The sequence below is a fragment of the Spirosoma fluminis genome, assembly GCF_054778895.1.
In genome coordinates this window covers 1-24,847 of sequence record NZ_BAAGZD010000014.1, presented here as the reverse complement: position 1 = coordinate 24,847, position 24,847 = coordinate 1, and the positions used below count along the sequence as shown (strand labels likewise).

The following is a 24,847-nucleotide window of genomic DNA, read 5'->3' as shown; positions in this document are numbered from 1 at the left end:
AACCCCCTCCTACAACAGGAGGGGGCTTTTCTTCTGCTGCTCCCCCCTCCTGTTGTAGAAGGGGGTTGGAGGTGGTCAATCCGGTTTAAACTGTTGTTGAATCGTTTGTAATACCTGATCGACAGACCGAAAAACGGCATCGTTGGGAAAGCGGAGCACCGTAATACCCAATGATTCAATGGCCTGCTGCCGTTCCTCGTCGTAAGTCCGGGCGTCGGGTTTATCATGCACGGCCCCATCCAGTTCAACTGCCAGTCGTTCGGCAGGGCAGTAGAAATCCAGCACGAAGAAGCCAACACTATGCTGCCGCCGAAATTTCCGGCCACCCAGTTGACTACCCCTCAGATAACCCCACAATACTTGTTCCGCCGGTGTAGCGTCGTTACGTAACGCCTGCCGGACGGGTTTGAGAATTTTTAGATTGTTTAGCTGTCCTTCGTGCATGGGGTTGTATTGGCTGCTCCCTGGCCGAATTGTCGGGCTGGTCTTTCCTACAACAGAAGGGGAGACGTTTCCTCTATTGCTCCCCCTCCTGTTGTAAGAGGGGGCTGGGGGTGGTCCTACGCAGTTTGTGGGTACAGATACTCATTGATGGACCGGATAACTCCGTCCAGTTGGTTATTAAAAACTTTGTTCAGCTCCCGGAAGCCACCCGCATCGGAGAATGGCTCGTTGTCGAGATCGTCGACCTGAAGCACGTTTTCGGCCAGCAACTGCTTTTCAAACCGGTTGATCCAGTTCTGCTGGGTTTTATTCCAGGGCTGCATGGCCCGCACTTTGCCAACGGCCCGCTTGATACGTTCCTCGTGGGGTTCCAGTGCGCTGCCGACTGCCAGCGTGCGGATCATCGAGATGATATCGGCCCCGATGTCTTCGTTGCGGGCCTGCTTCCAGGCCGTCTTCACGGTCTTCTCTTCATAGCCTTGCTGGGCCAAAGCTATCAACAATTCCTTTAGGGCCTTACGGCTCAGATCGGCGGGACGGGTACAAACCACGTTTAGTGCCGTGATGGTGTTCTGATTGTCGCGCAGGAACTGGGCGAAGCTGTCGAGGTAATCGGCTGGTTTACTGGCAATCCCATAGCCCGTTTCCATCGCCAGCAGCTCATCTTCATGATCGGACACGTAAACTCGTGTGCCCACCGATTTTAATTCGTCCAGGTACCGCCACAGCGTCGACAGCGTGGCTATTTGCGTCCGGCTTTGCGTAAGCGGCTGAGTTTGCAGGCTTCGAATCAGTTCGTCGGGCGTTTTCCCACCCGCGTTGTAAGTGAATCGCTGCTCCTGTTCGGCCGTCATCCGGCGTTTCTTCCGCTGCATTTTGGCAATGAGCTGCTCAAGCTGCGTCTGGGCCCGATCATCAGAGTCGATCAGCGGCAGTTCAGTCATCAGTTGCTCAAATGTTACGTTCGGATTGACCACCACCGGTTTCATCTGGGTGTACTCCTCCAGAGCTTCGTATAGTCGGACAGCATCATAGATCCGGAACGTTTCCTTGCCGATCTCGTCGCACCGACGCGTGGCCCGCCCCAGCATCTGCTCGTAGAGAATCCGGGATTTTACCCGGCGTAGGAAAACGATGTTGCTGATGGGCGGCACGTCGATACCCGTCGTCAGCAAATCGACCGTAACGGCAATGGTGGGAAACAGTTCGTTTTTGTAGCGGTTAAGCTGCTCCTGCGGGTTGTACGACTTACCAGTGATCTTCTGAATGGCGTCGTCGGCCACGTTCACGCCAATGGCCCGGAACTCTTCTTTGAGCAGATTGACGACCAGATCGGCATGATCGTCGGTCGCGGCAAAGATCAACGTCTTTTCCGGCCCGTCAGGGTCAAGTTCCTGCACGAGCCGCTTAACAACCGTGCGGTTGAAATTCTCGGTCAGCACCTGTTTGTTGAATCCTACAACGTCGAACTGTAGCTCATCTTCCAGCGAGTCGAGTTCGACCACCGTATTGGTTTCCGGGTCGTACACGGTCGGTTTCTGACCTTTCTCCCATTTGATACCCTCCTCGCTGAGTTTGGTTTTAATCAGATAAGGCGGATCATGGTCGATCAGATACCCATCGATGACGGCTTCGCGGTAGGAGTAGGTATAGACCGGTTTGCCGAATATCTGGGTGGTGTGCAGAGCCGGCGTGGCAGTCATCCCGATGGCGTAGGCGTCGAAGTAATCCAGCACCTGCCGGTACTTACTGACGTAATCCTGCTGATTTTTGAACGCCAGCCCTTCCTCATCGATGTCTTTGTCGAGTAGATAGCCCCGGTGCGCTTCGTCGATGATAATGCAATCGTACTGATCGACGGCTGGCACAGTCGCCGATTCATCACCGTCGTTCTCGAACAGTCGTTTCACCATTGCCTGTACGGTAGCGAATTGCAGCCGGGTATCTTTGGCGGGAAGTGCGTGTTTGAGTTCCCGCACATCGTAGATGTCGGCGAAGGTACTCAGATCAACGACTTTATTGTCTTTGAACGCATTGATTGCCTGCGTGCCCAGCAGGGTACGATCGACCAGAAACAGAATACGATTGAAGCGATTAGTTTGAATCAGGTGATAGCACAGGCCGATGATTGTGCGCGTCTTGCCCGTTCCGGTGGCCATGGCCACCAGTGCCCGACCTGGTGACTCCCGACGCTGGTCAGCGGACTCGACGATGTGTTTCTCAACCTGCCGGATGGCGTCAATCTGGTACTCCCGCAGGTTAAGCCCGCTTTTGCTGGCCAGAAAATCAAGGGGCGTCTGCGTTACTTTCTGGTTAACGGCGTCGAGGTCTTTTCGGTACAACTGCACCAGTCCGTCGGGCGTGTACCACCCCCGCAGTGGGCGGGCATTGTTGGTGGCCTTTCGCGCGTCCAGAAACCAGATACCACTTTTCGTTTTGATCTGTTCCAGGTAGGGACGGCCGTTGGTCGAAAACAGAAAGGGGGCATGGTAGCTACCCCACTGACCCAGCAGCGTAGTACCGCCAACCGGCTGTATCTGCTCGGCGTAGATCTTACTCTGCCACAGATCAGTGGAAATATCCTGGGCGTATCGTTTAGCCTCGACAAGGCCGTACAAGTCCGTACCGACAAACAAGGCGTAATCGGCTCGTCTAGTACCGGCGGGCCATTCGGCGATAGCCATGTTTCGCCCTTTCCGGGGCAGTGTTTTGTGTCTCTGGTAGTTCAGTTCGTTGGTATCGACCTCCCAACCCGCTTTTCGTAGAGTCTCATCAATCAGCACCCGCGTCTGTGCTTCCGACATCTCGATCCGGCGAACGGCCTGCTCCGACCGCTGCTGAATCGTTTTCTCCTGTTCCTGGGTTATACCATCCGTCTGTCTGGTGGCCAGTAGATCGTTGAGCTTTTTCTCCAGTGCTTTGTAGTCGTCTTCCAGTTGCCGCAGCGATGCCTTATCATCGACTGCTGGTGCGGTCCGGCGATCCGGTTCCTGAAACGACAGCATGTAAATATTCTGCTGCGCCTGCGAATAGGTTTCGTAGAACCATTTGGCAATGGTGAAAGCCGCAGTAAGTCCTTGCCTGGCTGCGTCGGGTGTACCCGTGTTTTCGTGTACGGCCAGATTACCCTTCTTCTTGATCAGAAAGAATAACTCCTTGATGGCATATGGCAGCAGGTTCTCATCGACCAGGGTTTTCAGCCGATTGTGAAACGAGTTTTCCAGCGGGAACGCCAGTGCGTGTTCGGTGAAAATCAGTTCCGTTGTCTTCTCCGCAAACGAGCGCAACCGGGTCAGACAATAGACCGGGTCTTTGTGGAAATATAGTTCGGCAGAACTTCCCGTGTTGTACAGGATTGGGAACTCACTTTCTAAAAACGTAAAGTTAGACGGCATAGATGCGGATTACAGTCTCGGAGGAACTGTGTGTTGATAAGTTTACGTGTGGAATCTGTCCCGGTAGATGACTTACAAATTTAATGATTGAATTGTGTTGGTTACCTTTTGTGAAGCAAAGAGAAAATGTACACGTACTTTACTAACCATATCCGGACTGATTTAAACGTGATAGTATAACTAAATCGGGCCGGGCAACTGCCCGGCCCGATTCGTGTCAGGCTGCCGCTGGTTCCGGCTCGACCGGTTCATCCACTCCGCTCAGGATAAACGAAGCGGCTTTCTGCGCCTGACCAGCCGCCCGGAAGATAAGCGTCTTGTCGTTGCGTAAGCCCGCCAGCCAGCTCTGCAGATAAGCCGCTGAGTTCTCAATCAGCCGGTTATCGGTCAGATCAAGGCCGCAATTGCTGGCCAGATAACAGGCACCCATTTCAGCCGTTAGCTCTTCTTTGGCGTACCGCTCCCCGCCGAAGCCGTCCGACTTTGCCAGCTCCTCCCGGTTCAGGCGGTCGCGATGTCCGGTTGAGTGAATCAGTTCATGAAACAAAACCAGATAGTAGGCTTCCAGACAGTCGAACGCGGTAGGACGGGGCATGTTGACCACGTCAAACAATGGGTTGTAATAAGCCCGCGCCGGATCGCGGTGTACAATGGCGGGCGCACCGGCGTAACCAGCATATACAGCATCACAGGCGTTGTATCGGTACACTTCATCGAGAACGTCCGGTTTCTTAAGTTCGGGTAATTCAATGGTTACGTCTTCAACGTCGGACACGTTGAAAACAAAGTAGTGGCGGAGCAGGGGGATACCGACGGTTTTGGTTTTCGTCTCGCCCTTTCGGTTAGTTACATCTTTGTCTTTCTCCAGCACCGTCCAGAATACAACCAGATTTCCCTGTGCTCCTTTACGGATTTTGCCTCCTAACTCGGATGCCTGTTTAAACGTCAGATAGTAAGGCCGTTCATAGGTCGCACCGCAACCAAGTAGCACGCTGTTGATGCCGGTATAGGGTCGTTTGCTGATGTAATTCTGCGCTACCTCAGCGCGGCCATCGGCTAGAATGCCCCACCGCTTGCGCCAGGGGACCTGGCCTTTTTCCAGTTCAGCCACAATCAGATCAGTAACTCGGGCGTACAGGTCGGATGCGCCCCCGGTCGTACCGCCCCGCTGTGCGGAAGTTTTTTCACGCTGCATATCAGTCGCCCGAAATAACACATCGGTGCCGCGCTTGAAGAACACTATAAAGATACGGCTCAACGGCTACCCTAACAATATATATAGCTGACATACAGAAGTTTACAGCGAGCATACGCCCCCTTTCGTCTACGTCATCAGGCTGGTTTATCTATGTGTTTCCGTGATACCGTGTACGGAGAACCGCCGGGTAGCGGTTGTCCGGTTTGTAGCACTGAGGGCAGATGGTGCCGCAGGCTGGCGACAGCGGGCCAAGGCATGGTCTGCCCAGTGTATGGCGCAGCCTGTTGCCCCGTCGGGTAGTCCGGCGGGGCAGGTTACTAGTATAGCTTCTCCAGATATTCGACGCCCACGATTACGTCGTTGCGTCTGCCTTCGATTTGAACCCGTATATCAAATCGCTCATATCCCGTAACAACGCCAGTGGCGTTAATGCTGGTCAGGCGTACCCGGTCGCCTACCGACGGCTTGGGCGGAAGCGGTTTATAAAACCGCTTGAAGTGTTTGCAGTAGCGCAGATTGAGTTGTCGGGCACGGTCAAACAAAATCCCCCACGCCCGGCGGTAATCGTCACCGGCAAACGTCCATTCGCGCCCATTGACCAGTAATTTGCCTCCCTGCGTCAACTGGTGTTCCTGTGTCATGCCGTTAACCATGTGCTGAAAGTCATTCAGTGTCGGGCCGGTAAGGGATTGAACAGCTGTAGCCGCTTGTGGTGCTGCTTGTGTTTGCATCGCTATTGCCCGAAATAACACGTCGGAGCCACGCAATTTATGGTTCGTATTACAGGCTTGAACTTCTGACTTTACGCACAGTTGTAGGGCGTCTTTTCATAGTGATAAATCAGGAACAACGTCGCTTCAAAGGCTTTTACGAACAGCCAGTCAGCCGTATCAAGTCCGCACAAATGAGGAGCACTTTCGATGCCAGTGGCTTCCAGGTTCTGCCAGATAGCTGCATCAGCGAACGGATCAGAAAATACAAACCCCTGCTCGCGTGCCCTGGCAATCAGGTCGCGATTTAATTGATTGTCGATAGCCTGCCGCGTCGGGCAGACTGCATGTATGTAAACCATCGTTTCGCCCGAAATAACACGTCGGTGCCGCGCAGAAGTAACACTATAAAGATACCGCTTTACGGGCGGTACGACAAGGCTATCCGAAGTTAAAGAGATAGCCCTGCTCCCTTTCGTCTATGCCGGTAAAATCATAGTGTTTTTGGTTGAAAATCTAGGGAATGATCTGACTTAATAACCGTTAAAGCAAGACGAATGTCGGGTTTTAGACATTCGTCTGCTAATTGATCCTTACTTTGCAAGAAAGACTCATGTATCGGTAAAGTGATAAAATAGCTGTTTATCTCCCTTTAAAATGCTATATAATGCAGTGTATTTAACTCGCTACGTCAACACATGGAGCAGTGTAGATTATCAGGGTATATTGTAAAGGCTGCCAATGACTCTTTCTCTGGACTGTTTAATTAACGAAGTCAGTTAAAGCATCAAAAAAGTAGGTTTTTTGCAGTATAAAGAGCTGTACTACCGATTACAGCTTACAAACGATTGGTAGAGCAATAGTGAAGTAGGTATTGAGACTGTGGCGTTTCATAAACCTACTTTCTTCTTGCTTTCAGGTGATTGTCAATACACGCTTCACTCACTGAAGAGGTCCAACTGAGTAATATCATTTGCTGGGTTATTCAATCCAAATGAAGCCTGTTCATCTGCCTCAACGCGAGGGCGGGCATAAAGCCATTTAGGACCGAATGAACTTTTGATCGAAAATTTCTTCAGGTAATTCTCGATCTCTTTGTTTTGCTGGGGGTGTACCCTATTTATTTCAGCCATATTAACAAAAACAATGTTTTGCTTTTGCTTGGTAACGTTACCCAGGCGATCACGGGTATGATGCAGTAGATGTTCCTGTTCATTGTCATAATCCCCGTTCGGAAGCATGAATTTATAGTTTATGTATAGATAAGCGTACCCTCGTTGGTAGGTTGATACGGATAGATCATAGTTAGCGGGTTGCTGCCGAATAAGCTGCCATTGTTCTATTTCCTGACGCATAGTGTCGATCCGTTGGATCATTTCGGCGAGACCTAATGGGGAAGCGGTAGCACTAAACTCCTGTAATTTGTGAATAGAAGCGTATAAGTTGCTGATATGTTCAGTCAGATAATCTAAGCGGTCTTCATCTGTCAGATCATGCGGTTTTTTTAGCCAGTATTTATGCTTGCTAAAAAAACTCATCCGGACCGCTGGCTTGTTGTAATTAATTAGTTTGATTGTCTTACAAGCAAAACCTCTCCACAAAGCAAAATTTGACATATATTGACTATCCACAAAGTTGATGTCTCCGCAATCCTGCCAATTTCCTTCGATATCCCATTGTTGCCGATCAGGTTCTATTTTTGGGGTTTTATCGATTTCTTCTATCAATCTTGTTAGCAGATATTCGTATCTAACAGGAGAAATTTTAGTATTTTTCTTCATTTTGATATTTGTTTTACTCTGAGAGTAAAACAAATATGTTTATCTTACTTTTCCAACTTTTGATTTCATTTTTGATCTGTCAGGGATCGGTTTACTCCTAATGACTTCTTTGATCAATCTCAACTTGTTATCTTCAAATAATTGTATTGAAATTGAAAACTTGATAATTGATACTTGTACTCTTTTTTTTCTGCATCTAACATACTAATAATCAATCTACTAAATCAAAATATCAATTGTTAAAGCAATATAAAAGTAGGTTTAGGCAAGTTGGAAGTAGTTAAAAGTATCAGATAGGTAGATTGAAGCATTAAGAAAGTAGATATGGGCAAGAAAGAAGTATCCACAAAAGGCCGTTAAAGCATCAGGAAAGTAGATTTGAGTAAGATGAAAGTAGAATTAAAGCAAGTCAACTATCAGCTATGATGCTTTTACGCTTGTTAATTGTAAAATATATTTTTTAAAAGTTTTTTAACTACTTTCCATTTAAAATATCGTACGTATCTGTTATGTTATTACGTTGAACTATAAGCTTTTATCCTAAACAAGCAAGACAGAAGTAGGTATTATCTGACCTATATACATTATAGGCCTCTTCTGTCTTGCTTTACGTAGTTCATTTTCTATTTTTACCTTATCAATCATGCGCAGGCTATGTCAGATATCGTTCATATTCAGGAGCCGTTACGTCTGTTGCTTTCACGCAACAATTTCGATTTGCTGGAGCGTCGGGTTTATTGGCTCATATTGAAGCATTTGAAGCAGCTTCAAACAATGCGAATTGATCAGTCCAATCCTTTGCCCAACGAATCACCTATGTTCGAGATTTCGATCGCAGATCTTCAACTCTCAAATTCATCCTCTGATGTTAATTACTCCACATACAAACGGGTAGCCCAGCGATTAACGTCGAGACAGATCTATCTGGACTCTCCTGCACAGCATGAGTTTATTTCGATAGTTGTGTTTCCCATGGCCCGATACAGACGTGGCACGTTGACTGTTGAAATCAATAAGCACCTGATCCCTTACATGATTGACCTAACGAAGGGATATACCAAACTTCAGTTACAGGCTGCATTGTCTTTGAATAGTCAGTACTCACAGTTGTTATATACACGTCTGTGCAAATACCTTGACACTGGTATCTGGCGAGTTAGTGTTGAGGAATTGAAGAACAATCTAGAAGCGCAACAGTATACGCGCTGGTCTAATTTTAAGCAGACTGTACTTGCCAGGTCAATCGATGAGATTAACCAGAAGACTGATATAGAAGTATTTGTTGCTGAAAAACGTGAAGGACGGTTCATCGCTAACCTAGTCTTTACCATTCGGCGGCAGGCCCGTAAAGACAATAAGGCGTTTGATGCGTTCAACGAAGAACTGGATAGTGTTTATGCGCAGCCCACAGAAAACTTGCGAAGTAAAGCTTCGCAGATCATGGTACAGCAGTATCGATTTACCACTGTCCAGATGCGCGACATAATCAACAATGAACTCTTGCTACAAGAATTTATCCGACTGGATGTAATGATTCAAAAAGGGATGGTTGACGTGAAAACGACACCCACTCGGTACATCGCCGGCGTTCTATTTAAAAAAGATAAGAAAGCCAAGGCTGAGTAGTCTTCTTAGTTAGGATTTTATGAAAAAGTATTTTGCTGCTTATGTGCTGCTCGTATGGTTTGGGCTGATTAGTTGCAATAAGTCAAGTGAGGATACCGCACCGATGTTTGATGCAGGCCAACTATTGGGTAGCTAGCAAATTATACACATGATAGCTGATCCGGCGGTCCAGTCGCCTGAGGTGGTCCGGTTTAGCGGCACACTGAACTTGCAAGTTTTGTATAATACTCCTGCTCAAACTGTTCAGGGCTTTTATAGCCCAGCGACGAATGCTTCCGCACTCGATTGTAATACATTTCAATATACTCGAAGATTTCAGTTCGAGCATCCTCCACACTCAAGAACGTTCCGCCTTCCAATAATTCCGCTTTCAAACGGCCGCTTCGGCGGTCCGATCCACAACGACTCGGCAAAGGCATTGTCGTAAGGATCGTCGGCCCGACTCATACTGGGCCTGATGTGCCACAAACTGATTAACTCGTGCAGATCATTTGATACATATTGACCACCTCGATCCGAGTGGGTAATCAAGCCAGGTGAAGGCTGGCGAGATTGCAAGGCGCTGCGCAATGGTATAATAACCAAAGCATCTTCCATATTATCATCGACACGCCATCCTACGATTCGCCGGGAAAACAGATCCATCCAAGAGCCTAAATAGGCCCACTCCCCGTTGGTCAAAGGCAGATAAGTGATATCGCTCACCCAAATCAAATTAGGCTTTTGTGGCAAGGGCTGATCTAATAACAAATTAGGCCAGTATCCTTTCCCATGGGTACTATCCGTTGTACGAGACGGTTGGCCGCTGCCGCACAAACGACTTAGGCTGAATGGGTTGTAAACCAGCTAGTTTCATAAGTGTTCGTACCTGATGCCGTCCCATCTTATGCCCTTGCTCTTTCAACTCAGCTACAATCCGTCGACTCCCATAACGGCGGGGAATGTTCAATGAAGTGTGTTTTAAGTACGGCTTCACTCGATCGCCGAATAAAATGGCTACTTGTTGTACCGTCAGCGACCAATTGGCCAGAGGCATTGTCCAAGTTTCAATGATCCGCTGGGTGGTTAGATAAAGTATTTTCAGCAGGGCTGTCTCAGACGCGAAAGCGCCTTTTGACTTGGTTACACACCGGATTTGCCGATGGAAACCCTCAACGGTATTCGTCGTATACACCACTTTACGAATGGCCGCTGGATACTCAAAAAACCGAGTTAAACGCAGCCAGTTGCGTTGCCAGCTTTCCACCACCAACGGATATTTTTTCTCCCACTTAGCCGTAAAGTCAGCTAGCTTCTGCTCAGCTCCAGGCAAGTTCGCGGCCTGATAAATAGGCTTTAAGTCAGCCACTACCTCTTTTTGATCTTTCGAGGTAACATAGCGTAGCGAGCTGCGAAGCTGATGCACCAGGCAAAGCTGGACATCGGCTTTGGGCAAAACACTTTCTATGGCGTCGCCAAATCCAGTCAAGTTGTCAATAGAGGTGATGAGCAAATCCTTGACCCCTCTGTTTTGTAAGTCCATCAGTACACTTAACCAGAAGCGCGCACTCTCAGCATCCCCAATATAGATCCCCAACAGGTCTTTACGGCCTTCTAGATCAACGGCTAGTACATTATAAGCGGCCTTACTAACCACCTTACCATCCTGACGAACTTTAAAATAAACCGCATCTAACCAGACAAAGGCATAGACCGGCTCAAGAGGTCGGTTCCGCCACTGTTCGATGAGAGGCACTATCTTGTCGGTGATGGCCGTCAACTGACCAGTACTGATCTCTAGGCCATATAAATCTTCTAAGTGTTCCTGAATGTCCTCATAAGACATTCCCTTGCTGTAGAGCGAGAGGATGCGATTATCCAGCCCTTCCCCCAGCGTGGTCTGGCGCTTCCCTACCAGTTTGGGTTCGAAGGAAGCGTCTCGATCGCGGGGCATCTCAACACTTACTGGACCGTGAGCCGTCTTGACTGTCTTGGCTTTGCTACCATTACGTCGGTTAGGCCGGTTTTGATCAACATGCGCCTGCATCTCACCCGACAAAGCAGCATCGAGTAAATCTTTTAATAAGGGAGCCAACAGACCATCTTTGCCGGTCAGCTCCTTGTCACCTGCCATCATTTTAGCGATGGTTTCCTGACGAAAGGCTTCATAATTAAAGCCGTTTTTGTCCCCTTTTATATCCATTTGATTGTCAAGTTAGCAAATCATAACTTGACACACTTTACTGAACACTCTCTAACGGCGCTTATGATCTGTAAAAACCTGTTCAATCCATTGCTGATTCTTTTCCTTTTCAACCGTCGGTTTGTAGCTCTCTCCCCGTTTGTAGCGGTAATAAGCTGTCCGACTCAGGCCTAATACAGAACAGAGGGTTTCAACTGGAAACATATCGAACAGTGCATCGATGAGTTCATAGTGTAACTTCAAGTCTGTCGGCTGAAAATGCTCAAGGCTTTTTTTAAGATCTCGCGCTCGGTTTCTAATTGCCGTACTCGATCCTTAAGTTGCTGGTTTTCCAGCGCTAGCTCATTCTGCTCACCACTTGCTTTTTTTACCCCTTGGGTCTGATTTTTCCAGCGGTAGATTAGATTTTCTGAAACGCCTAAGGCTTTAGAGATATAGGCGGCAGTCTGGCCACTGACCAACATTTTAACGACTTCGTTTTTGAACTCGGCGTCATATTTTCGCCGAGTTTTAGGTTTGCTGGGTTGTTGCATGGTCTTGCTAAGTTAAGCAAGTCCAGTGTGCCGATTAATTAGACCATCTCAGCCAACAGATGGGGCAACAACGGATGTTTCAAACCAGTGCAAACAGATCATTGGAAAAGATTGCGTTGGATCAACTCGTTACGAGTTTACAGGCGATTATGTACTCCGGTTTACGTCTTCGTCACGGCCGTAACTACGATCTTTAATTTTACCACCGCCAACTAGCGCGTCGACAGGCGACATATGACTAAGGGTCAGCAATTCGGACAGATGACATGGCAACGTACAGAATATGATTCTTTGATCGATAGCAAGACTCGCGTTTATACTGTCGCGCTGGAAAAATAAGTATGACGGTTTTCTTTAAGCATTTCCCATTAAAGTTAAATGGGTATTTATTACGTCCAATAACTTTTTATTATTGGACGTAATCAGTGGATCTGTATATTGCGTCAAAATCCGACAGTCTTTATGAAGAAATCGTCCATGCTTCGTGTCAGCCCCCGTCAGCAGAAGACGGCCTTGGTCTCTTCAGCAGAGCAGCTTACTCAGCAAACGGCCAACTACTTTCGCAAGGGCATTGAAGGGGCCCCCAACACCCGCATCGCTTATTCCGCCGACATCCAGCAGTTGCGGCATTGGCTGAGCCAGCAAGGGATCGATGATTTGCCCATCAGCCCGGCTACGTTGGCCACCTATTTATCCGATCAGGCCACGAATCACAAATGGGCTACTCTGTCACGCCGGCTGGCCGCCATCCGCAAGTGGCACCGGTTACATAAACACCCCGACCCGTCAGCTGATGAGACCGTGCGCGTAGTCCTGGAAGGCATTAAGCGCAGTATCGGTACCGAAGCCACGCAGGCACCCGCTTTTGACATCCACGATTATAAAGACCAGGTGCGGCCCATTCCGCCCACGCCAACGGGTATGCGCGACCGGGCCCTGCTGCTGGTAGGTTTCGCCGGTGCCTTCCGGCGCTCAGAGCTAGTGGCACTCGATATCGAGGGGGTTCAGTTCACCCGCCAGGGGGCGATCCTCAGCTACCGGGGCAGTAAAACCAACCAGTACGGAAAAATCGAGCAGAAAGCCCTCTTTTTTAGTCCTGATCCTGATACCTGTCCGGTGCGGGCCCTGCAGGATTATATGCAGATACTGGAGCGAACAACGGGGCCTCTATTTGTCCGCATCCGCAAAGGCGAACAAGTCACCACCAACCGACTGTCAGACAAACAAGTGGCCCGTACAGTAAAGCTATACCTGGGTGACGACTATTCTGCCCACTCCCTACGAGCTTCGTTTGTGACCATCGCCAAGATTAATGGGGCCGATGACTCCCAGATCATGCAGCAGACTAAGCACCGCACCCGGACCATGATTGACCGCTATACCCGCGTCCAGCAGGTGATAAAACACAACGCAGCCATGAAGTTAGGCTTATAACGCTGACCGTTTTCAATTCAACCACCTTAAGCTGATAATCAAATCAGATTGCTATACCAGTTCACTTAATGAAGGCTTTTCGTGAACGATTTTGGTGAGTAGCCAAAACGAGGACAATACTATGACTAGTAAGCGCTTACACTGTCCAGTAAATAAAGCGGGTTGGCCTTTTACTGCACGATTTCAACGAAATACGGTTTGGCAATATGGGTAAAGTAAGGAATGGACGGTTAGCCCCGGGTCGGCGTACCTACTGCTACCTCGTAGCGGCCCCACCTCCGATAGATTCTTATGGCGGAGCTGGACCGTAGCCAATTGTTAGATGCTCCAAATCTCATATTTAGAGCGTTTTTCTGAGAAATAAATCGTCTTAACCCCAATCTTGAAAAAAGTCTTTTTTGCGATAGTATATGCAATTTGATCAGAAAGAATTTTCATAGGAAGGAGAACGAAGGTGCGCAGAGTTGAAGGCAAGATTACTACTTCTTCTGCCCAAACTGCTTACGGTACGCTATTGGTGTCATTCTGAATTCTTTTCTGAATAAGCGAATAAAAGCGCTCTCGTTCTCAAAGCCACATTGGGAAACGATGTTGCCTACGGTGGCATCTGATTCTTTTAATAATAAAGAGGCTTTCTTTAGTCGTTGTCGCGTGAGGTATTGCAGGGGTGTCAGTTCATAGGCACTGCGGAAGAGGCGGATGAAATGATAGGGGGAGAGGTGGGCTAAATCAGCCAGTTGAGTGATGGTGATTTTTTCTTGTGGATATTTGGTCATGTAAGTTAAGGCGAGTTTCAATTTTTTATGGAGGTCTTTTTGGGTGGCCTCGTGCGTGGCCGGTATTTTTTTACTCGTTTGGTACTGAGCTAACTCAAACCAAGGCTTCTTTGGCCGCGTGGAAGGATAGCCGTTTTTTTCGCGGAAGGCTTTGCGCTCGGGGGTGAAGTCCCACCAGTTGAGTTTACTGTTTGGGTGGTTGGCAAAATGTACTACCAGCCGAAACTGATCTTCAACACAGGGATCTGTCCATACCCCTTTTTCCAATTCGTATTGATCCGTGAGCTGTGCTGGGTCCTTTCCTTTCAGATCCTGTAGGGAATAATAGCCCATCCAGATCAGGTCATGCGCGAAGCGTATGCCGACTGAGGGAAGACTTTGAAACTCAGATAAGGCAAACAGCTCCATCGCCCTAATTTTTGAGGTAACAAGCAACGTCTGCAATACCTCTATGTTGTGCAGGTGCATTTCACTCTTTCTGATTTTCAGCGCCCGCAGCTTTTTCACTTCTGCGGGGGTTACTTTCAGTGGATTGAGTTCCTCTTTAGTCATGTTCGGCAAAAGTTAGCAGGTAATTATTGTTGTCGCAGAGCGAAAATTCAGTAGCCCCGTAAAAAGTGTTCTCCAGACCGGTGAGCACGGTTACGCGTTCTTTGATAGATTCATAATACTGACGGATGTTATCCACACTGATGTACAACAAAAGCGACCCTCCATCGGCACGACTCACCATGGGGTGCTTGCCTTCAATGCTGGCAAAGCTCTGAAACATGAAGGAGACACTTCCGTTCGTCATCAGAGCAAATACCTTTTCGCCTTGGGGAGTAGCCACTTCATCCGTTATTGTAAAGCCAAGTTTGATGTAAAAGGTGATGGTTGCTTGTAAGTCATTGACGAAGATGTTTGGCGAGATGGATTTCATTAATTGACTGAGTTGATAGTTTATTTAAAAGTAGGGTAAAGGTGAAAGCGGAAATGTGCGGAAATTGCTAAAGTGGATTATGAGACAAGGGTATATTGAGAATATATAAATCGATGGGCACAATCTGCTTTTAATAGGTGAAATCATTTCGAGTACACTCAGCATGACTTGCTCCCCTTTGCTCATCCCAACGGCATGATAAACATATTTACACTGAGCCGGTTAGCTTAAAAACCTGTTTTCTACTGAGAATTATCATTCATATCGTTACCGCTATGATCCTATGAATGCAGAACAAGAAATTCGTCAGATCTACGCCGGTTTGTTCCAGGGTATAGCGGCCAAAGACATTGAGGCTGTTATGGCCCATATCGCCCCTAATGTCGTTTCGTATGAACACGACACTCCCTTGCAGTATATCGATATTGATGCGGTTCGGGACGTTTGCCAACACGGTTTTAATGTATCGGAGGGCCAGATCCAGTGGAATATTCCGGATCTCCAGATTCTAGTACGCGATGATTTAGCCGTTACCTGGGGTCTGAATCATATGCAGGTGCTGGAGCCGGGCAGCGAAAAAATAGAGAGTTATTCGCGGGGTACGCGGGTCTTTCAGAAAATTGACGGACAGTAGCAAATGATACATCAGCATGTTTCCTACCCCTACGATATCGAAACCAGCGAAGCAAAAACAGACTTAAAACCCTGACCCGACGGCTGTACCGCTGAGTTGCCTACCTGGTACAAAGGTTAACTAATTAAATAAAACTATGTCAAAAGTCATCGCAATCATGTCCATGTCGCTGGACGGCTTTGTCGCCGATCAGCAGGATGGCGTTGCCGAGGTGTTTGATTGGTATTCCTCGGGTGAAGTGGAAATCCAGACTGGCGGAGCAGATTCTATGACCTTTCACCTATCTCCTCCCAGTACTCAACATTATAAACGTCTTGTCGATGAACTTGGTGCTGTTCTGACGGGTAGACGTACCTTCGAGGTGGCCCACGGCTGGGGAGGCAATCATAGCTGGGGACCCGCTTTCGTGCTGACACACTCGATTCCTGATGGCTGGCCAAAGCCAAACTCGACAGTACACTTCGTTACGGATGGTCTGGCATCGGCCGTCAAGCAAGCCAAAGCTGCGGCGGCTGGTAAGGCCGTTGGGATTCATGGTGCGGATACCATTCAGCAGTGCCTAAACGCGGGTCTACTGGATGAATTACAGATTGATATGGCTGCCGTTCTACTGGGTTCGGGCATACGGCTCTTTGACCAGCTGGCCAATACCCCATCTGTCCTTGGCAATCCAAGCGTCATCGTAGGTACAGGCGTTACTCACCTGCGTTATCCAGTGTTAAAGGGGAACCCAGTTTAGGGGATTGATTTAACGCTGGAGAACCACTAAGTAAGGCGTAAAACGTAAATTTCCCGGGTTGTCCTCTGAAGATATAGGTTACTTCTATGCAGAAAATTGACAAGCTATTTCTGGGCAGCTCAAACTACAACCGACACGACCGGTTTGCCGGTTATTCTCGGGTCAGGCCACAGATTTCACTATACCGTAAAACTCCCAAATTAGAGATACCCAAATTTCAATTAGTCTCACAAAGGAGCATTTTTTGAGAATTGATCAAAGTAGGGTCGCTAACTAGAAACAACCCTTGGTGAGTTGCTTACCAAGTTAGTCTCAGTCAAGCCAGCCAGAAGACATGTCGTCGCACACCATGATTAGCAAGATTGTTGACTTTTCACGTTCGCTAGTCAAAGCTATGCCCTTTAGGGCAAGGCTTCAGCTTCTACAAATCTCTAGTACTGCAACCAATTTATGGCATTGAGCCAAAACCAGTTGAAACGAATCGATTACCTAACCGGCTTTAGTCGTAATAGCGAATTTCATTCGCCTTTCAACCTATGGACTTTCAGTCCATAGTATTTGAGTCAAAAATGGGAATAGAAAGGCCACGCATGAGCGTGGCCTTTTGTACAACACAGGTTCATGTGTTATAGTGACTCGTTATAAATAGCCGCGATTGGAGCCTCTTTCAAGAGTGGGCAAGTGGTTAGCCCTATTCGTCAATAAATGGATTGGCGGTAGCTCTAGCGACCATCAATAAGGCGTATGGGGCTGCTTAATCCGTCATTAGCGGGCCTGCTCAATGAACCGCAAGGCGCGTTGTAAGACTTCATCAGCTCCGGCTACCTCGCCGTCAATACTCGATGTGACCGGGATATCAAGCTTGACCCCCAACCCTTGATTAGGCGTCCCATCGGGGTAGTAAACCGCGTAGCCCGAATAACGTAAGGAATACCCGCCCGCCATTAGAATCGTGTTGGATACCCCATTGGCGCCAATGGTTGGTCGGCCAATCGTGACCGGATGCAACAGTCGCTGCCAAGCCATAATATTGGTTTCGGCCTGGCTGGCATTTTGGCTGCAAAGCAGGACAAAGGTTTTGGCGGTGGGTACGGCCACCGAGCGTACGCCGGGGGACACCGTTTCCACCTCCAGTGTCACCGCATTTCGAGACAAGAGGGGATGGGTCACTTCGGGAAACGCATTGATACACACCGTATCGGTTCGGCTCATAAAGGGGGTCGCAATCGCTTGGACAATGGTCTCATCGCGCGGATAGCCGCGCGCATCTAAGACCACATACTGGCAAGACTTGAGGGCCTGCCAAACGCTATCGACCTGCGTACTGTAAATGCTATTGAGGCGCACGTAGCCCGTACTGTCATTAAGCATTCGCCAGTAGGGTTTCGGGGGTGGAGCGTAGTAAACAGCCAGCATACCGGGCCAGTAGACGTCTTTGCCCACCGGGGCGAGCCGAAGGACTTGCTGATGGCCATCAGCATGCCGCACTTCGACCCAAAAGGGCTGATCGCCGGATCGACTTAACAAAGGCACTTTATGGAGAAACTGCCGGTAACTGAACTCATTGGAACTAGCCGCATATTGGTGCCAGCGCTGCATCAAGCTATCCACCGGAATGCCATCCATCGACAAAAGCTGGTCGCCCACACGAAGCGGTGTTGGTTGGCCCAGTGAGCCGCCGTTGTCGAGAACCTTAACGACGATGGTCTTACCTTCCACGTACTTCACACAAAAAGGTGCAAAATAATCGGTAATGCCAGCCGGGGGGAGGATACTAGACCGATGGAGGACCTCCCCGTGCCCATCGTTTAGCTGAGCAATCAGTTCGCGCAGCAGCCAGTAATAACTCTTATAATCGCGGGCAAACAAAAACCGGGGGACGAAATACAGCAGGGCCTGGTCCCAGGGACCTTTGAGTAAGGGCTTATTGGGGCAGAAATAGTGGATGACGTTCCAAAAATTGAACAGGGCCAGCAGGCGTAGCTTTTGGGGGGGATAGAGCGTGTCCGCATAGGTGGGCTGAGGAAGCCGAATGTAAGCGGTGTTTTCCACCGGTTTTTTGGGCCGCACGGGCGAGGCTTTGCGGAGTTGTACCGCTAACGCCAGTAAGTCATCCGTCGTCACTTGAGGCCCGGTAACTACCCAGTCCGGGCCTGTTCCCAGGGTGCCATCCTCATAAATGCGCTCCCCTATCTTCAGTTTGACCCGCAGGCCATCGGCTAACTCGACCGTATAATAGTCCCCTAGCAAGTAGTCGGGCATCGGGCCGTCAAAAATAAGCTGACAGCGATTTTGATTGCGTAAGGCCAATAAAGCTTTGAGCGTATTGGCATTATCGAATCGATTCACCAGAAAGCACAGGCGTTTGGTCCGTAAGTGGGGCTTGCCTGCCAACACATACGCCCCCTGGGAGGTGTTTTTCAGCCCGAACCGTTCCTGATACCAGTAGTTGGGGTCACCAGCTCGATCCCGGGCTGGGATCACATCCAACTCGTCAGTAAAATCCTGTCGTAAGTAGGCATGATAATAGGCGGAACGGGTGGTAGGTAAGGTTAAGGTGTGACTAATCAAGCCGGCCACGAGCGGTTGAACGAAGGCCGTATATTGCAGCAGGCCTAACCCTTCATTTTCGGCTTGATTGCGCAGATCAATTACTAAAAAGGCTGGGCCTCGGCTGGCCGCTCGCTGGAATGAATCCAACCCAAAGCGATCCCTAAAACCCTCCTGGGGGAGGGCTAGATACCCTACATTAGCGGGTAAGGGCCGCCTCGGCTGGCTGAACGAGGCCGTCTTGGGCGGCTCAATGGGCCTTGCTGTCTCCAAGTGGGTGGTCGTATCGCCCACTACTCGGAGCATACTTTGAATGGTGCGGACAAAATTGGCCTTGGAGGGGTTTTCTACTAACGGATCGAGCGTCGTCAAGAGCAGTTGGTCGGCCTGGAGTGTGCCCTTCATCAATTGGGGGTGAAAGTACTTCAGCGCCCCCCAGAGTTTCCCAACATCGGCCACGCGCTGGATGGCTGACGGATTCCAAAGCGTCTTGGAATAAGGCTGGCATAGACTGGTTTCGCTGGGTAGGGGCGGTTGTGCCTGCAGGGAAGCGATAAAACAGAGGGGGCCCAGATAGGCCCAAAGCGGACGGCTCATCGAGTACTAGTTTACGAGTAAAGGTGAAAACGGGCAAGCCAACCACGCGTTTGCCCACATCATTACGCGGGTTACGTTCTTAGCCGGGTTTTCGCTTACCAAGCGCCAAACCTACGTCGGTAGCCCTCCCTATGCTTGTAAAAATCATGCAAGTGAGGCCTGATTCGTTACCCAAACGAGTTGGTTTTGCTCGACCGTCAGCTTTTGGGCTAATTGCCCCGGTGAATGGCCCGTCCACCGTTTGAGATGATGGCCGTAATGGGCCTGATCAAAATAGTGGTGCGTGTAAGCCCGTTGGGTTAAGCTTTCGGCTGCCCCAGCGAGTAAGCCGATCAACGCCTGCCGAAAGCGTACCGTTTGACAATACGCTTTGGGGCTTTGCCCAATTTGATCCACAAAGAGCCGATACAGGGTGGACTCGTTAATGCACAAATTTTTAGCTAACTCATTGACGGTTAGCGGATAGACGTTGTTCTCGATTAGCTGAAGCGAGGATTGGAGACGGGGCTTGAGCGGGGGGGGCATGAGTTGGTGCAGCAGCAAGGCTTCCAGAATCCTCACGCGCTGATGCGGATCCTTTGTCCAAAAGAGTGGTTCCAGCCACTGCCGGGCTGGGCCCGGAAATAGCGATTCCGCTACGCAGGGGTCCACACGTAACTCGGCAAACCGCTCGTGGGTGAAGGCGCGCAGCCCCCCCGCTCGAAACAGAATGCAAATCTGGTCCAGGGGTCCTTCAATGGCGACGGTGAAGGGCTTCTGGTGAAAGCCATACAACCGAGAGGCAAACGGGCTGTTGCCGGGACCAATCTGACAGTGATTCAGTGAATCCGTTCGGGTATAGGTAATCTGATTATATTGATAGAGTGCCAGGCACAGATTGGTATTGGGAAAGGTGGTATAGGTAAACGGCTCGGTAGCGGTTCGACTAAAAAACAGGAACGATTGAATATGGGGCCTTAGGGCGGGATGTTGAACGGGCAAGAGTAGCGTATTCACGGCGTAGTGAGCGGTTGTATGGCATACATAAAGCAGTCCATATTAATCAAAGACGACCAACAGGTCAGAATATTACACTCGCTCATCAGGTAGGTGGATAGTAGACTCATCCACTTCTTGATTTATCCCACTCAATAGCCCAACCATACCAAAATGCGAATTGATTCAGTACGTTATTCTGAGTCAATTCGACTAGAAAACGTATCATTGTACACCTTGCTCATCAAGGTTATTGAACTGGAAATAGTTTTGGCAGGCATCTTTAAGCGAAGCCTTCTAATTTATTGTTGCTGTTCATGTAGTCATTCTAATAGCTTCTAGAAAGAAGGGTTCTTCCTACAAGAATAACCCCAAACCGGCTAACTTTAGAACTGGTCACGACTACTACGACAGTTCAGCAACCGTCTTTTTAATCCCCCGAATTATTGACACGACCTCGTCTCATTTGGGAGCGTATTTTGAGAATTTGACTAATAGGGGGTACTCGTCAGCAACGACCGGCTTAGATTCGTTGCCCCGTTTACCAGCATTCGGAGGTTTTCATCGCGTAATTTTAGCCTGTACTTAGCCCTTCGACCTACATGGCTGATTCCGATACAAAGCGACTGGCCCGGCTAGTGGCCATCCAGACCCTTCTACAGACCAAACAACTGACGACGGCCACCGAGCTGGCTAGTCGCTTTTCGGTCAGCGTGCGCACTATCTACCGCGACATGAAAACCCTCGAAAGCGCCGGGGTCCCCATCCTGACCGTGGAGGGAAGAGGCTACGCCCTGGTAGAAGGCTACCGACTGCCACCCGTTTCATTTACCCAAGCCGAAGCCAACGCCCTGATTACTCTGGAACACCTCCTCCTGGCCAATTCCGATACATCATTGGTGCAGGCCTACGGTCAGGCCCTGACTAAACTCCGGGCCGTTCTACGCCAGCCCACCCAAGAGAAAGTTGACTTCCTGGCTTCCCGCCTGAAAGTATATACCCAGGCCCAGCCTAAAAGTGACCATCTGGCCACCCTGCAGCATGCCCTGACCGCCTTTCTGCGGGTGCACATTGAGTACCGGGCCGCTTCGGGAGAGCTGTCCCACCGAACCCTGGAACCCTTCGCTTTGCTATTGAGCACCCAGCAGAACTGGTTACTGGTGGGCTGGTGTGGGCTGCGCGGGGCCTATCGCATCTTCAGGCTGGACCGCATCGAGCAGCTGGCCGTGCTGACCGAAACATTCCCCCCCCATCCCCTTACCCTGAAGCAATACTTTGAGACATTGGGTGAATAAAGTGAGTACCCCTGACATACCCTTGTCGCAGGGCCAGCTTAGCTTTGCCCCAAGGCAGCCGCTGGTGGCGCTGCCTTTCACTCAACTCGTAAAAACGGAAAACGCCATGTACATTATTCTGGGTGCCACGGGCCATGTTGGATCAGCCGTGGCGCAATCGTTACTCGATCAGGGCGAATCGATCACTGTCATCACCCACAATGAACAGAAAGGCCAGGTGTGGCAGCAGAAAGGGGCCAGGGTTGCGGTCGTGGACATACACGACACCGACCGGTTGCGGGCGGTCTTTCAGGGGGGTAAACGCCTGTTTGTGCTCAACCCACCCGCCCCCATCACCACCAACACGGTTCAGGAAGAACGCCACAGTGTCCGATCGATTCTAGCGGCCCTGATCGATTCAGGGATTGAGAAGATCGTGGCCCAATCAACCTACGGGGCGCAACCCGGCGAGCGGATTGGTGACTTGGGCGTGCTGTATGAGCTGGAGCAGGGCTTACGCAACACTGGAATCCCCACCAGCATCCTCCGGGCGGCCTACTATATGAGCAATTGGGACATGGCCCTGGCTACGGCCCGACAGGCCGGCCAAGTGCCTACGCTGTTCCCGCCTGCGTTCAAGTTACCCATGGTCGCTCCCCGGGATGTAGGCACGGTGGGCGCGGCTCTGTTACGGGAACCGCTTCAAGAAACTGGCTTACACTACGTCGAAGGACCCCAACGCTACTCGGCGGCGGATGTGGCCGCTGCGTTTGCTAATGTGTTAGGCCAAGACGTTGAAGCGGTCGAAACACCGCGTGACGTGTGGGTCACGACCTTACAGCAGCTGGGCTTTTCCCAACAAGCGGCCGAGTCGATGGCCACCATGACGGGGATTACCCTGGATCAAACCTACGAGCTACCCGAAGCCCCTATTCGGGGGACAATCACGTTACAGGCCTACATTGCGGCTCTGGTCAAATCGGGTCAGTAAGGCACAGGTCAACGAAGCTGCCTGATCAGGCAGCTTCGTTGACTAAATCGAACGCCGTTCCAGGGGCACCAACCGGATTGTACCCATTTAGCTTGTAGACGGGCACCCCTTCGTTTATGTCCACAGTACCACCCGCCACCAGTAGTCGAATTCCTTCGTAGATTGCCCCCTCATCAACCCCCATCCTTATGCATGTATTTGTTACTGGTGCCACCGGCTTCGTTGGTAGCGCCATCGTCGAGACCCTGCTGGCCAAGGGCCACCAGGTTACTGGTTTAGTGCGCAACTTAGCTAAAGCGCAACCACTTATTGCGCAGGGCATGATCCCCCAACCGGGTGAGATGGCTGCTGCTCAAACCTACCTGCCCGTAGTACCTACCGTCGATGCGGTCGTTCAGGCTGCCCAGTTGAGTGTGCAGGGCCGCTTTACCAACGCCAGTAAACAACAGATCAACCAGGCCGACCAGCACATGACCCTGGCATTAGCCCAAGCCTGTCTGAAACATGACAAACGGCTAGTCTATACCAGCGGTTGCTTCAACTACGGCGATCATGGTGCCACCTGGATCGATGAGACCACCCCCGCTAAACCCTCTCCGTTGGGCGAAGGCCATGCGGAAGTCGTAGCCCAACTGCTGGCGCTACACCACCAGCAAGAACTCAACCTCATCGTGCTGAGTCCCGGTTTTGTCTACGGTCCGGGCGGCTTATTCAAGGCTTCGTTCTATGACACCCTGAAGAAAGGTCAACTACGGGTCTTTGGTAAAGGAGACAACTATTGGAGTCCGATCCATGTGCAGGATCTGGCCCATGCGTTTGAGAAAGCCCTCGAGCAGGGAAAAGCCGGAGAGGTCTACAACATTGTGGATGATGAACCACTGCCCCTTCGCCAACTCGTTAACCACCTAACCACCAGCCAGGGCGTGAAGCCAGTAGGCAGTATTCCGCCCTGGCTGATTGGGCTGTTGATCGGCAGGCCGCTGGTTAAATCGCTGACCAGCTCGTTTCGGGTCAACAACCAGAAGGCCAAACAGGAACTAGACTGGAAGCCTGTCTACGCTCGTTTCGAGCAGGGGATTATCGGGGTATTGTCGACTTTAAACACCAAGGCGTGATGGGTATCATGGAACTACCTTTACCCACTTTAACAAATGAAAAAACAGCAGACATAATGTCTATAGATGTTTCTTAATAGCGCCGGATGAAGTAGCCGATACGGGAACGTGTGTTCCAATTACTTTAAGCGCGGTTCTTAGCGTTGACTACTTAATGCTGAGATAACGCTCAACGGTTAATCCAACCGATACCTCTCCGAATGGAGATGATCCGCCTTAAAAAGCACACAGCTACCCCTATGAAAACGCTGTAAACCGTATAGATTTGCTTTTGTCAGCCTATAGATTTCTTCCTATACCAAAACTCAATTTTAGTTAACTATGTCATTCCAAGGCTATTTGAAAACAATCAAAGCAAAAACGGGCAAAAGCCCTGACGATTTCCGCCAACTGGCCCAGGAAAAGGGGTTGACCACGGAGGGGATTCTGAAATCAGACGTGAAAGCCGGTGAAATTACCCAATGGCTAGCCGCCGATTTTTCACTTGGTCAGGGGCACGCGATGGCTATTTATGCCTTGTTAAAAGGACTCAAAGACGAACACAGTGACTAGTGTGCGCCCTGAGTTCGCTAATTTTTTGACTTGTCGAGAGCGTGTCTTGTGGCTCAACACTTAGGTGACAGACCGAGTTGTGCTAGCGTTACGGCCTTTTTTAGAAACAAATTCATGAAAGCCTTTTCGTCTCAGGTAAGAGCGTTTTGGTAAGAATGCTCTTTCAGGAGTGGGTGAGCGAACGGAACCTAAAATGGTCTCAAGCCTACCGACCCTTGCTTCCGCAATAGCACTACCCAGCCTACTCAGCGGTCGCTATTTTCTTGACCAGGTTGCTAGGCAGGTAACAGTTGAAGCCTGTTTGTTGTTGCAGATCAGCTAACAAACTGATCGTTTCTACGCTACTCAGGCCGATGGTTTCCCGGCAATGATCGACTTTGGTCTTGGCCTGAGGAGTCAAGGAATTACTTAAGTACCCG

General features: G+C 49.8%; 23 protein-coding genes. 8 read left to right on the top strand and 15 right to left on the bottom strand.

Going from position 1 to position 24,847, the window contains the following annotated elements:
* Nucleotides 1-75: 75 nt before the first annotated feature.
* From ACYVBJ_RS17305 to ACYVBJ_RS17280, 6 genes are all read right to left on the bottom strand, one after another.
* A complete protein-coding gene (locus tag ACYVBJ_RS17305) occupies nucleotides 76-444 on the bottom strand; it encodes an endonuclease domain-containing protein (protein WP_460983564.1) in 369 nt (122 codons plus the stop codon).
* Between the two features lie 116 nt (nucleotides 445-560).
* Nucleotides 561-3,839, bottom strand: a complete 3,279-nt coding sequence (gene hsdR, locus ACYVBJ_RS17300) for a type I restriction-modification system endonuclease (RefSeq protein WP_460983563.1) — start codon at nucleotides 3,837-3,839, stop codon at nucleotides 561-563.
* 217 nt (nucleotides 3,840-4,056) lie between these two features.
* The gene (locus ACYVBJ_RS17295; RefSeq protein ID WP_460983562.1) at nucleotides 4,057-5,097 is read right to left on the bottom strand and encodes an ArdC family protein; all 1,041 of its coding nucleotides are present in this window, start codon (nucleotides 5,095-5,097) and stop codon (nucleotides 4,057-4,059) included.
* Nucleotides 5,098-5,354: 257 nt separating this feature from the next.
* Nucleotides 5,355-5,768 carry a hypothetical protein gene (locus ACYVBJ_RS17290; protein ID WP_460983561.1) on the bottom strand — a complete coding sequence of 138 codons (414 nt, stop codon included), beginning with the start codon at nucleotides 5,766-5,768 and terminating at the stop codon, nucleotides 5,355-5,357.
* A 71-nt stretch (nucleotides 5,769-5,839) separates the two neighbouring features.
* The gene (locus tag ACYVBJ_RS17285) at nucleotides 5,840-6,109 is read right to left on the bottom strand and encodes a hypothetical protein (protein ID WP_460983560.1); all 270 of its coding nucleotides are present in this window, start codon (nucleotides 6,107-6,109) and stop codon (nucleotides 5,840-5,842) included.
* A gap of 576 nt (nucleotides 6,110-6,685) precedes the next feature.
* Nucleotides 6,686-7,528 carry a hypothetical protein gene (locus tag ACYVBJ_RS17280; RefSeq protein ID WP_460983559.1) on the bottom strand — a complete coding sequence of 281 codons (843 nt, stop codon included), beginning with the start codon at nucleotides 7,526-7,528 and terminating at the stop codon, nucleotides 6,686-6,688.
* 654 nt (nucleotides 7,529-8,182) lie between these two features.
* On the opposite strand from ACYVBJ_RS17280, the gene ACYVBJ_RS17275 reads away from it, so the two are divergent.
* Complete coding sequence (locus tag ACYVBJ_RS17275; RefSeq protein WP_460983558.1) at nucleotides 8,183-9,154, top strand: RepB family plasmid replication initiator protein; 972 nt, start codon at nucleotides 8,183-8,185, stop codon at nucleotides 9,152-9,154.
* A 191-nt stretch (nucleotides 9,155-9,345) separates the two neighbouring features.
* Here ACYVBJ_RS17275 and ACYVBJ_RS17270 read toward each other — a convergent pair whose 3' ends face one another.
* From ACYVBJ_RS17270 to ACYVBJ_RS17255, 4 genes are all read right to left on the bottom strand, one after another.
* Nucleotides 9,346-9,573, bottom strand: a complete 228-nt coding sequence (locus tag ACYVBJ_RS17270) for an IS3 family transposase (protein ID WP_460983557.1) — start codon at nucleotides 9,571-9,573, stop codon at nucleotides 9,346-9,348.
* Complete coding sequence (locus tag ACYVBJ_RS17265; RefSeq protein ID WP_460983600.1) at nucleotides 9,470-9,868, bottom strand: transposase; 399 nt, start codon at nucleotides 9,866-9,868, stop codon at nucleotides 9,470-9,472. The genes ACYVBJ_RS17270 and ACYVBJ_RS17265 overlap by 104 nt, the downstream gene beginning before the upstream one ends.
* Before the next feature lie 64 nt (nucleotides 9,869-9,932).
* Entirely contained in the window at nucleotides 9,933-11,336 is a 1,404-nt protein-coding gene (locus ACYVBJ_RS17260) for an IS256 family transposase (protein WP_460983556.1), read from the bottom strand.
* Nucleotides 11,337-11,575: 239 nt separating this feature from the next.
* On the bottom strand, nucleotides 11,576-11,869 hold the full coding sequence (locus ACYVBJ_RS17255) for a transposase (protein WP_460983555.1): 294 nt from the start codon (nucleotides 11,867-11,869) through the stop codon (nucleotides 11,576-11,578).
* Nucleotides 11,870-12,331: 462 nt separating this feature from the next.
* Between ACYVBJ_RS17255 and ACYVBJ_RS17250 the strand changes: the two genes are divergently transcribed.
* Nucleotides 12,332-13,303 (top strand): site-specific integrase, encoded by a 972-nt coding sequence (locus ACYVBJ_RS17250; RefSeq protein ID WP_460979273.1) that lies wholly within the window; start codon nucleotides 12,332-12,334, stop codon nucleotides 13,301-13,303.
* A gap of 479 nt (nucleotides 13,304-13,782) precedes the next feature.
* Here ACYVBJ_RS17250 and ACYVBJ_RS17245 read toward each other — a convergent pair whose 3' ends face one another.
* Together ACYVBJ_RS17245 and ACYVBJ_RS17240 are read right to left on the bottom strand one after the other, a co-directional pair.
* Entirely contained in the window at nucleotides 13,783-14,631 is an 849-nt protein-coding gene (locus ACYVBJ_RS17245) for a helix-hairpin-helix domain-containing protein (RefSeq protein ID WP_460983554.1), read from the bottom strand.
* A complete protein-coding gene (locus tag ACYVBJ_RS17240) occupies nucleotides 14,624-15,001 on the bottom strand; it encodes a VOC family protein (protein WP_460983553.1) in 378 nt (125 codons plus the stop codon). Before ACYVBJ_RS17240 ends, ACYVBJ_RS17245 begins: the two co-directional genes overlap by 8 nt.
* Nucleotides 15,002-15,284: 283 nt before the next feature.
* Here ACYVBJ_RS17240 and ACYVBJ_RS17235 point away from each other — a divergent pair, with 283 nt between their 5' ends.
* Both ACYVBJ_RS17235 and ACYVBJ_RS17230 read left to right on the top strand, forming a co-directional pair.
* Nucleotides 15,285-15,635, top strand: coding sequence for a YybH family protein (locus tag ACYVBJ_RS17235; protein ID WP_460983552.1), 351 nt, complete (start codon nucleotides 15,285-15,287; stop codon nucleotides 15,633-15,635).
* A 136-nt stretch (nucleotides 15,636-15,771) separates the two neighbouring features.
* Nucleotides 15,772-16,374, top strand: a complete 603-nt coding sequence (locus ACYVBJ_RS17230; protein WP_460983551.1) for a dihydrofolate reductase family protein — start codon at nucleotides 15,772-15,774, stop codon at nucleotides 16,372-16,374.
* Nucleotides 16,375-17,139: 765 nt separating this feature from the next.
* Here ACYVBJ_RS17230 and ACYVBJ_RS17225 read toward each other — a convergent pair.
* Nucleotides 17,140-19,521, bottom strand: coding sequence for a S41 family peptidase (locus ACYVBJ_RS17225; RefSeq protein WP_460983550.1), 2,382 nt, complete (start codon nucleotides 19,519-19,521; stop codon nucleotides 17,140-17,142).
* Nucleotides 19,522-19,665: 144 nt separating this feature from the next.
* Nucleotides 19,666-20,517 (bottom strand): helix-turn-helix domain-containing protein, encoded by an 852-nt coding sequence (locus ACYVBJ_RS17220; RefSeq protein ID WP_460983549.1) that lies wholly within the window; start codon nucleotides 20,515-20,517, stop codon nucleotides 19,666-19,668.
* A gap of 581 nt (nucleotides 20,518-21,098) precedes the next feature.
* Here ACYVBJ_RS17220 and ACYVBJ_RS17215 point away from each other — a divergent pair.
* Both ACYVBJ_RS17215 and ACYVBJ_RS17210 read left to right on the top strand, forming a co-directional pair.
* The gene (locus tag ACYVBJ_RS17215) at nucleotides 21,099-21,791 is read left to right on the top strand and encodes a helix-turn-helix transcriptional regulator (RefSeq protein WP_460983548.1); all 693 of its coding nucleotides are present in this window, start codon (nucleotides 21,099-21,101) and stop codon (nucleotides 21,789-21,791) included.
* Nucleotides 21,772-22,761: an NmrA family NAD(P)-binding protein gene (locus ACYVBJ_RS17210; protein WP_460983547.1), complete on the top strand. Its 990-nt coding sequence runs from the start codon at nucleotides 21,772-21,774 to the stop codon at nucleotides 22,759-22,761. The genes ACYVBJ_RS17215 and ACYVBJ_RS17210 overlap by 20 nt, the downstream gene beginning before the upstream one ends.
* Nucleotides 22,762-22,786: 25 nt before the next feature.
* Here ACYVBJ_RS17210 and ACYVBJ_RS17205 read toward each other — a convergent pair whose 3' ends face one another.
* Entirely contained in the window at nucleotides 22,787-22,945 is a 159-nt protein-coding gene (locus ACYVBJ_RS17205; protein ID WP_460983546.1) for a hypothetical protein, read from the bottom strand.
* A gap of 4 nt (nucleotides 22,946-22,949) precedes the next feature.
* Here ACYVBJ_RS17205 and ACYVBJ_RS17200 point away from each other — a divergent pair, with 4 nt between their 5' ends.
* Both ACYVBJ_RS17200 and ACYVBJ_RS17195 read left to right on the top strand, forming a co-directional pair.
* A complete protein-coding gene (locus ACYVBJ_RS17200; RefSeq protein WP_460983545.1) occupies nucleotides 22,950-23,876 on the top strand; it encodes an NAD-dependent epimerase/dehydratase family protein in 927 nt (308 codons plus the stop codon).
* A 321-nt stretch (nucleotides 23,877-24,197) separates the two neighbouring features.
* Nucleotides 24,198-24,428 carry a DUF4287 domain-containing protein gene (locus ACYVBJ_RS17195; RefSeq protein ID WP_460983544.1) on the top strand — a complete coding sequence of 77 codons (231 nt, stop codon included), beginning with the start codon at nucleotides 24,198-24,200 and terminating at the stop codon, nucleotides 24,426-24,428.
* The last annotated feature ends 419 nt before the right edge of the window (nucleotides 24,429-24,847 follow it).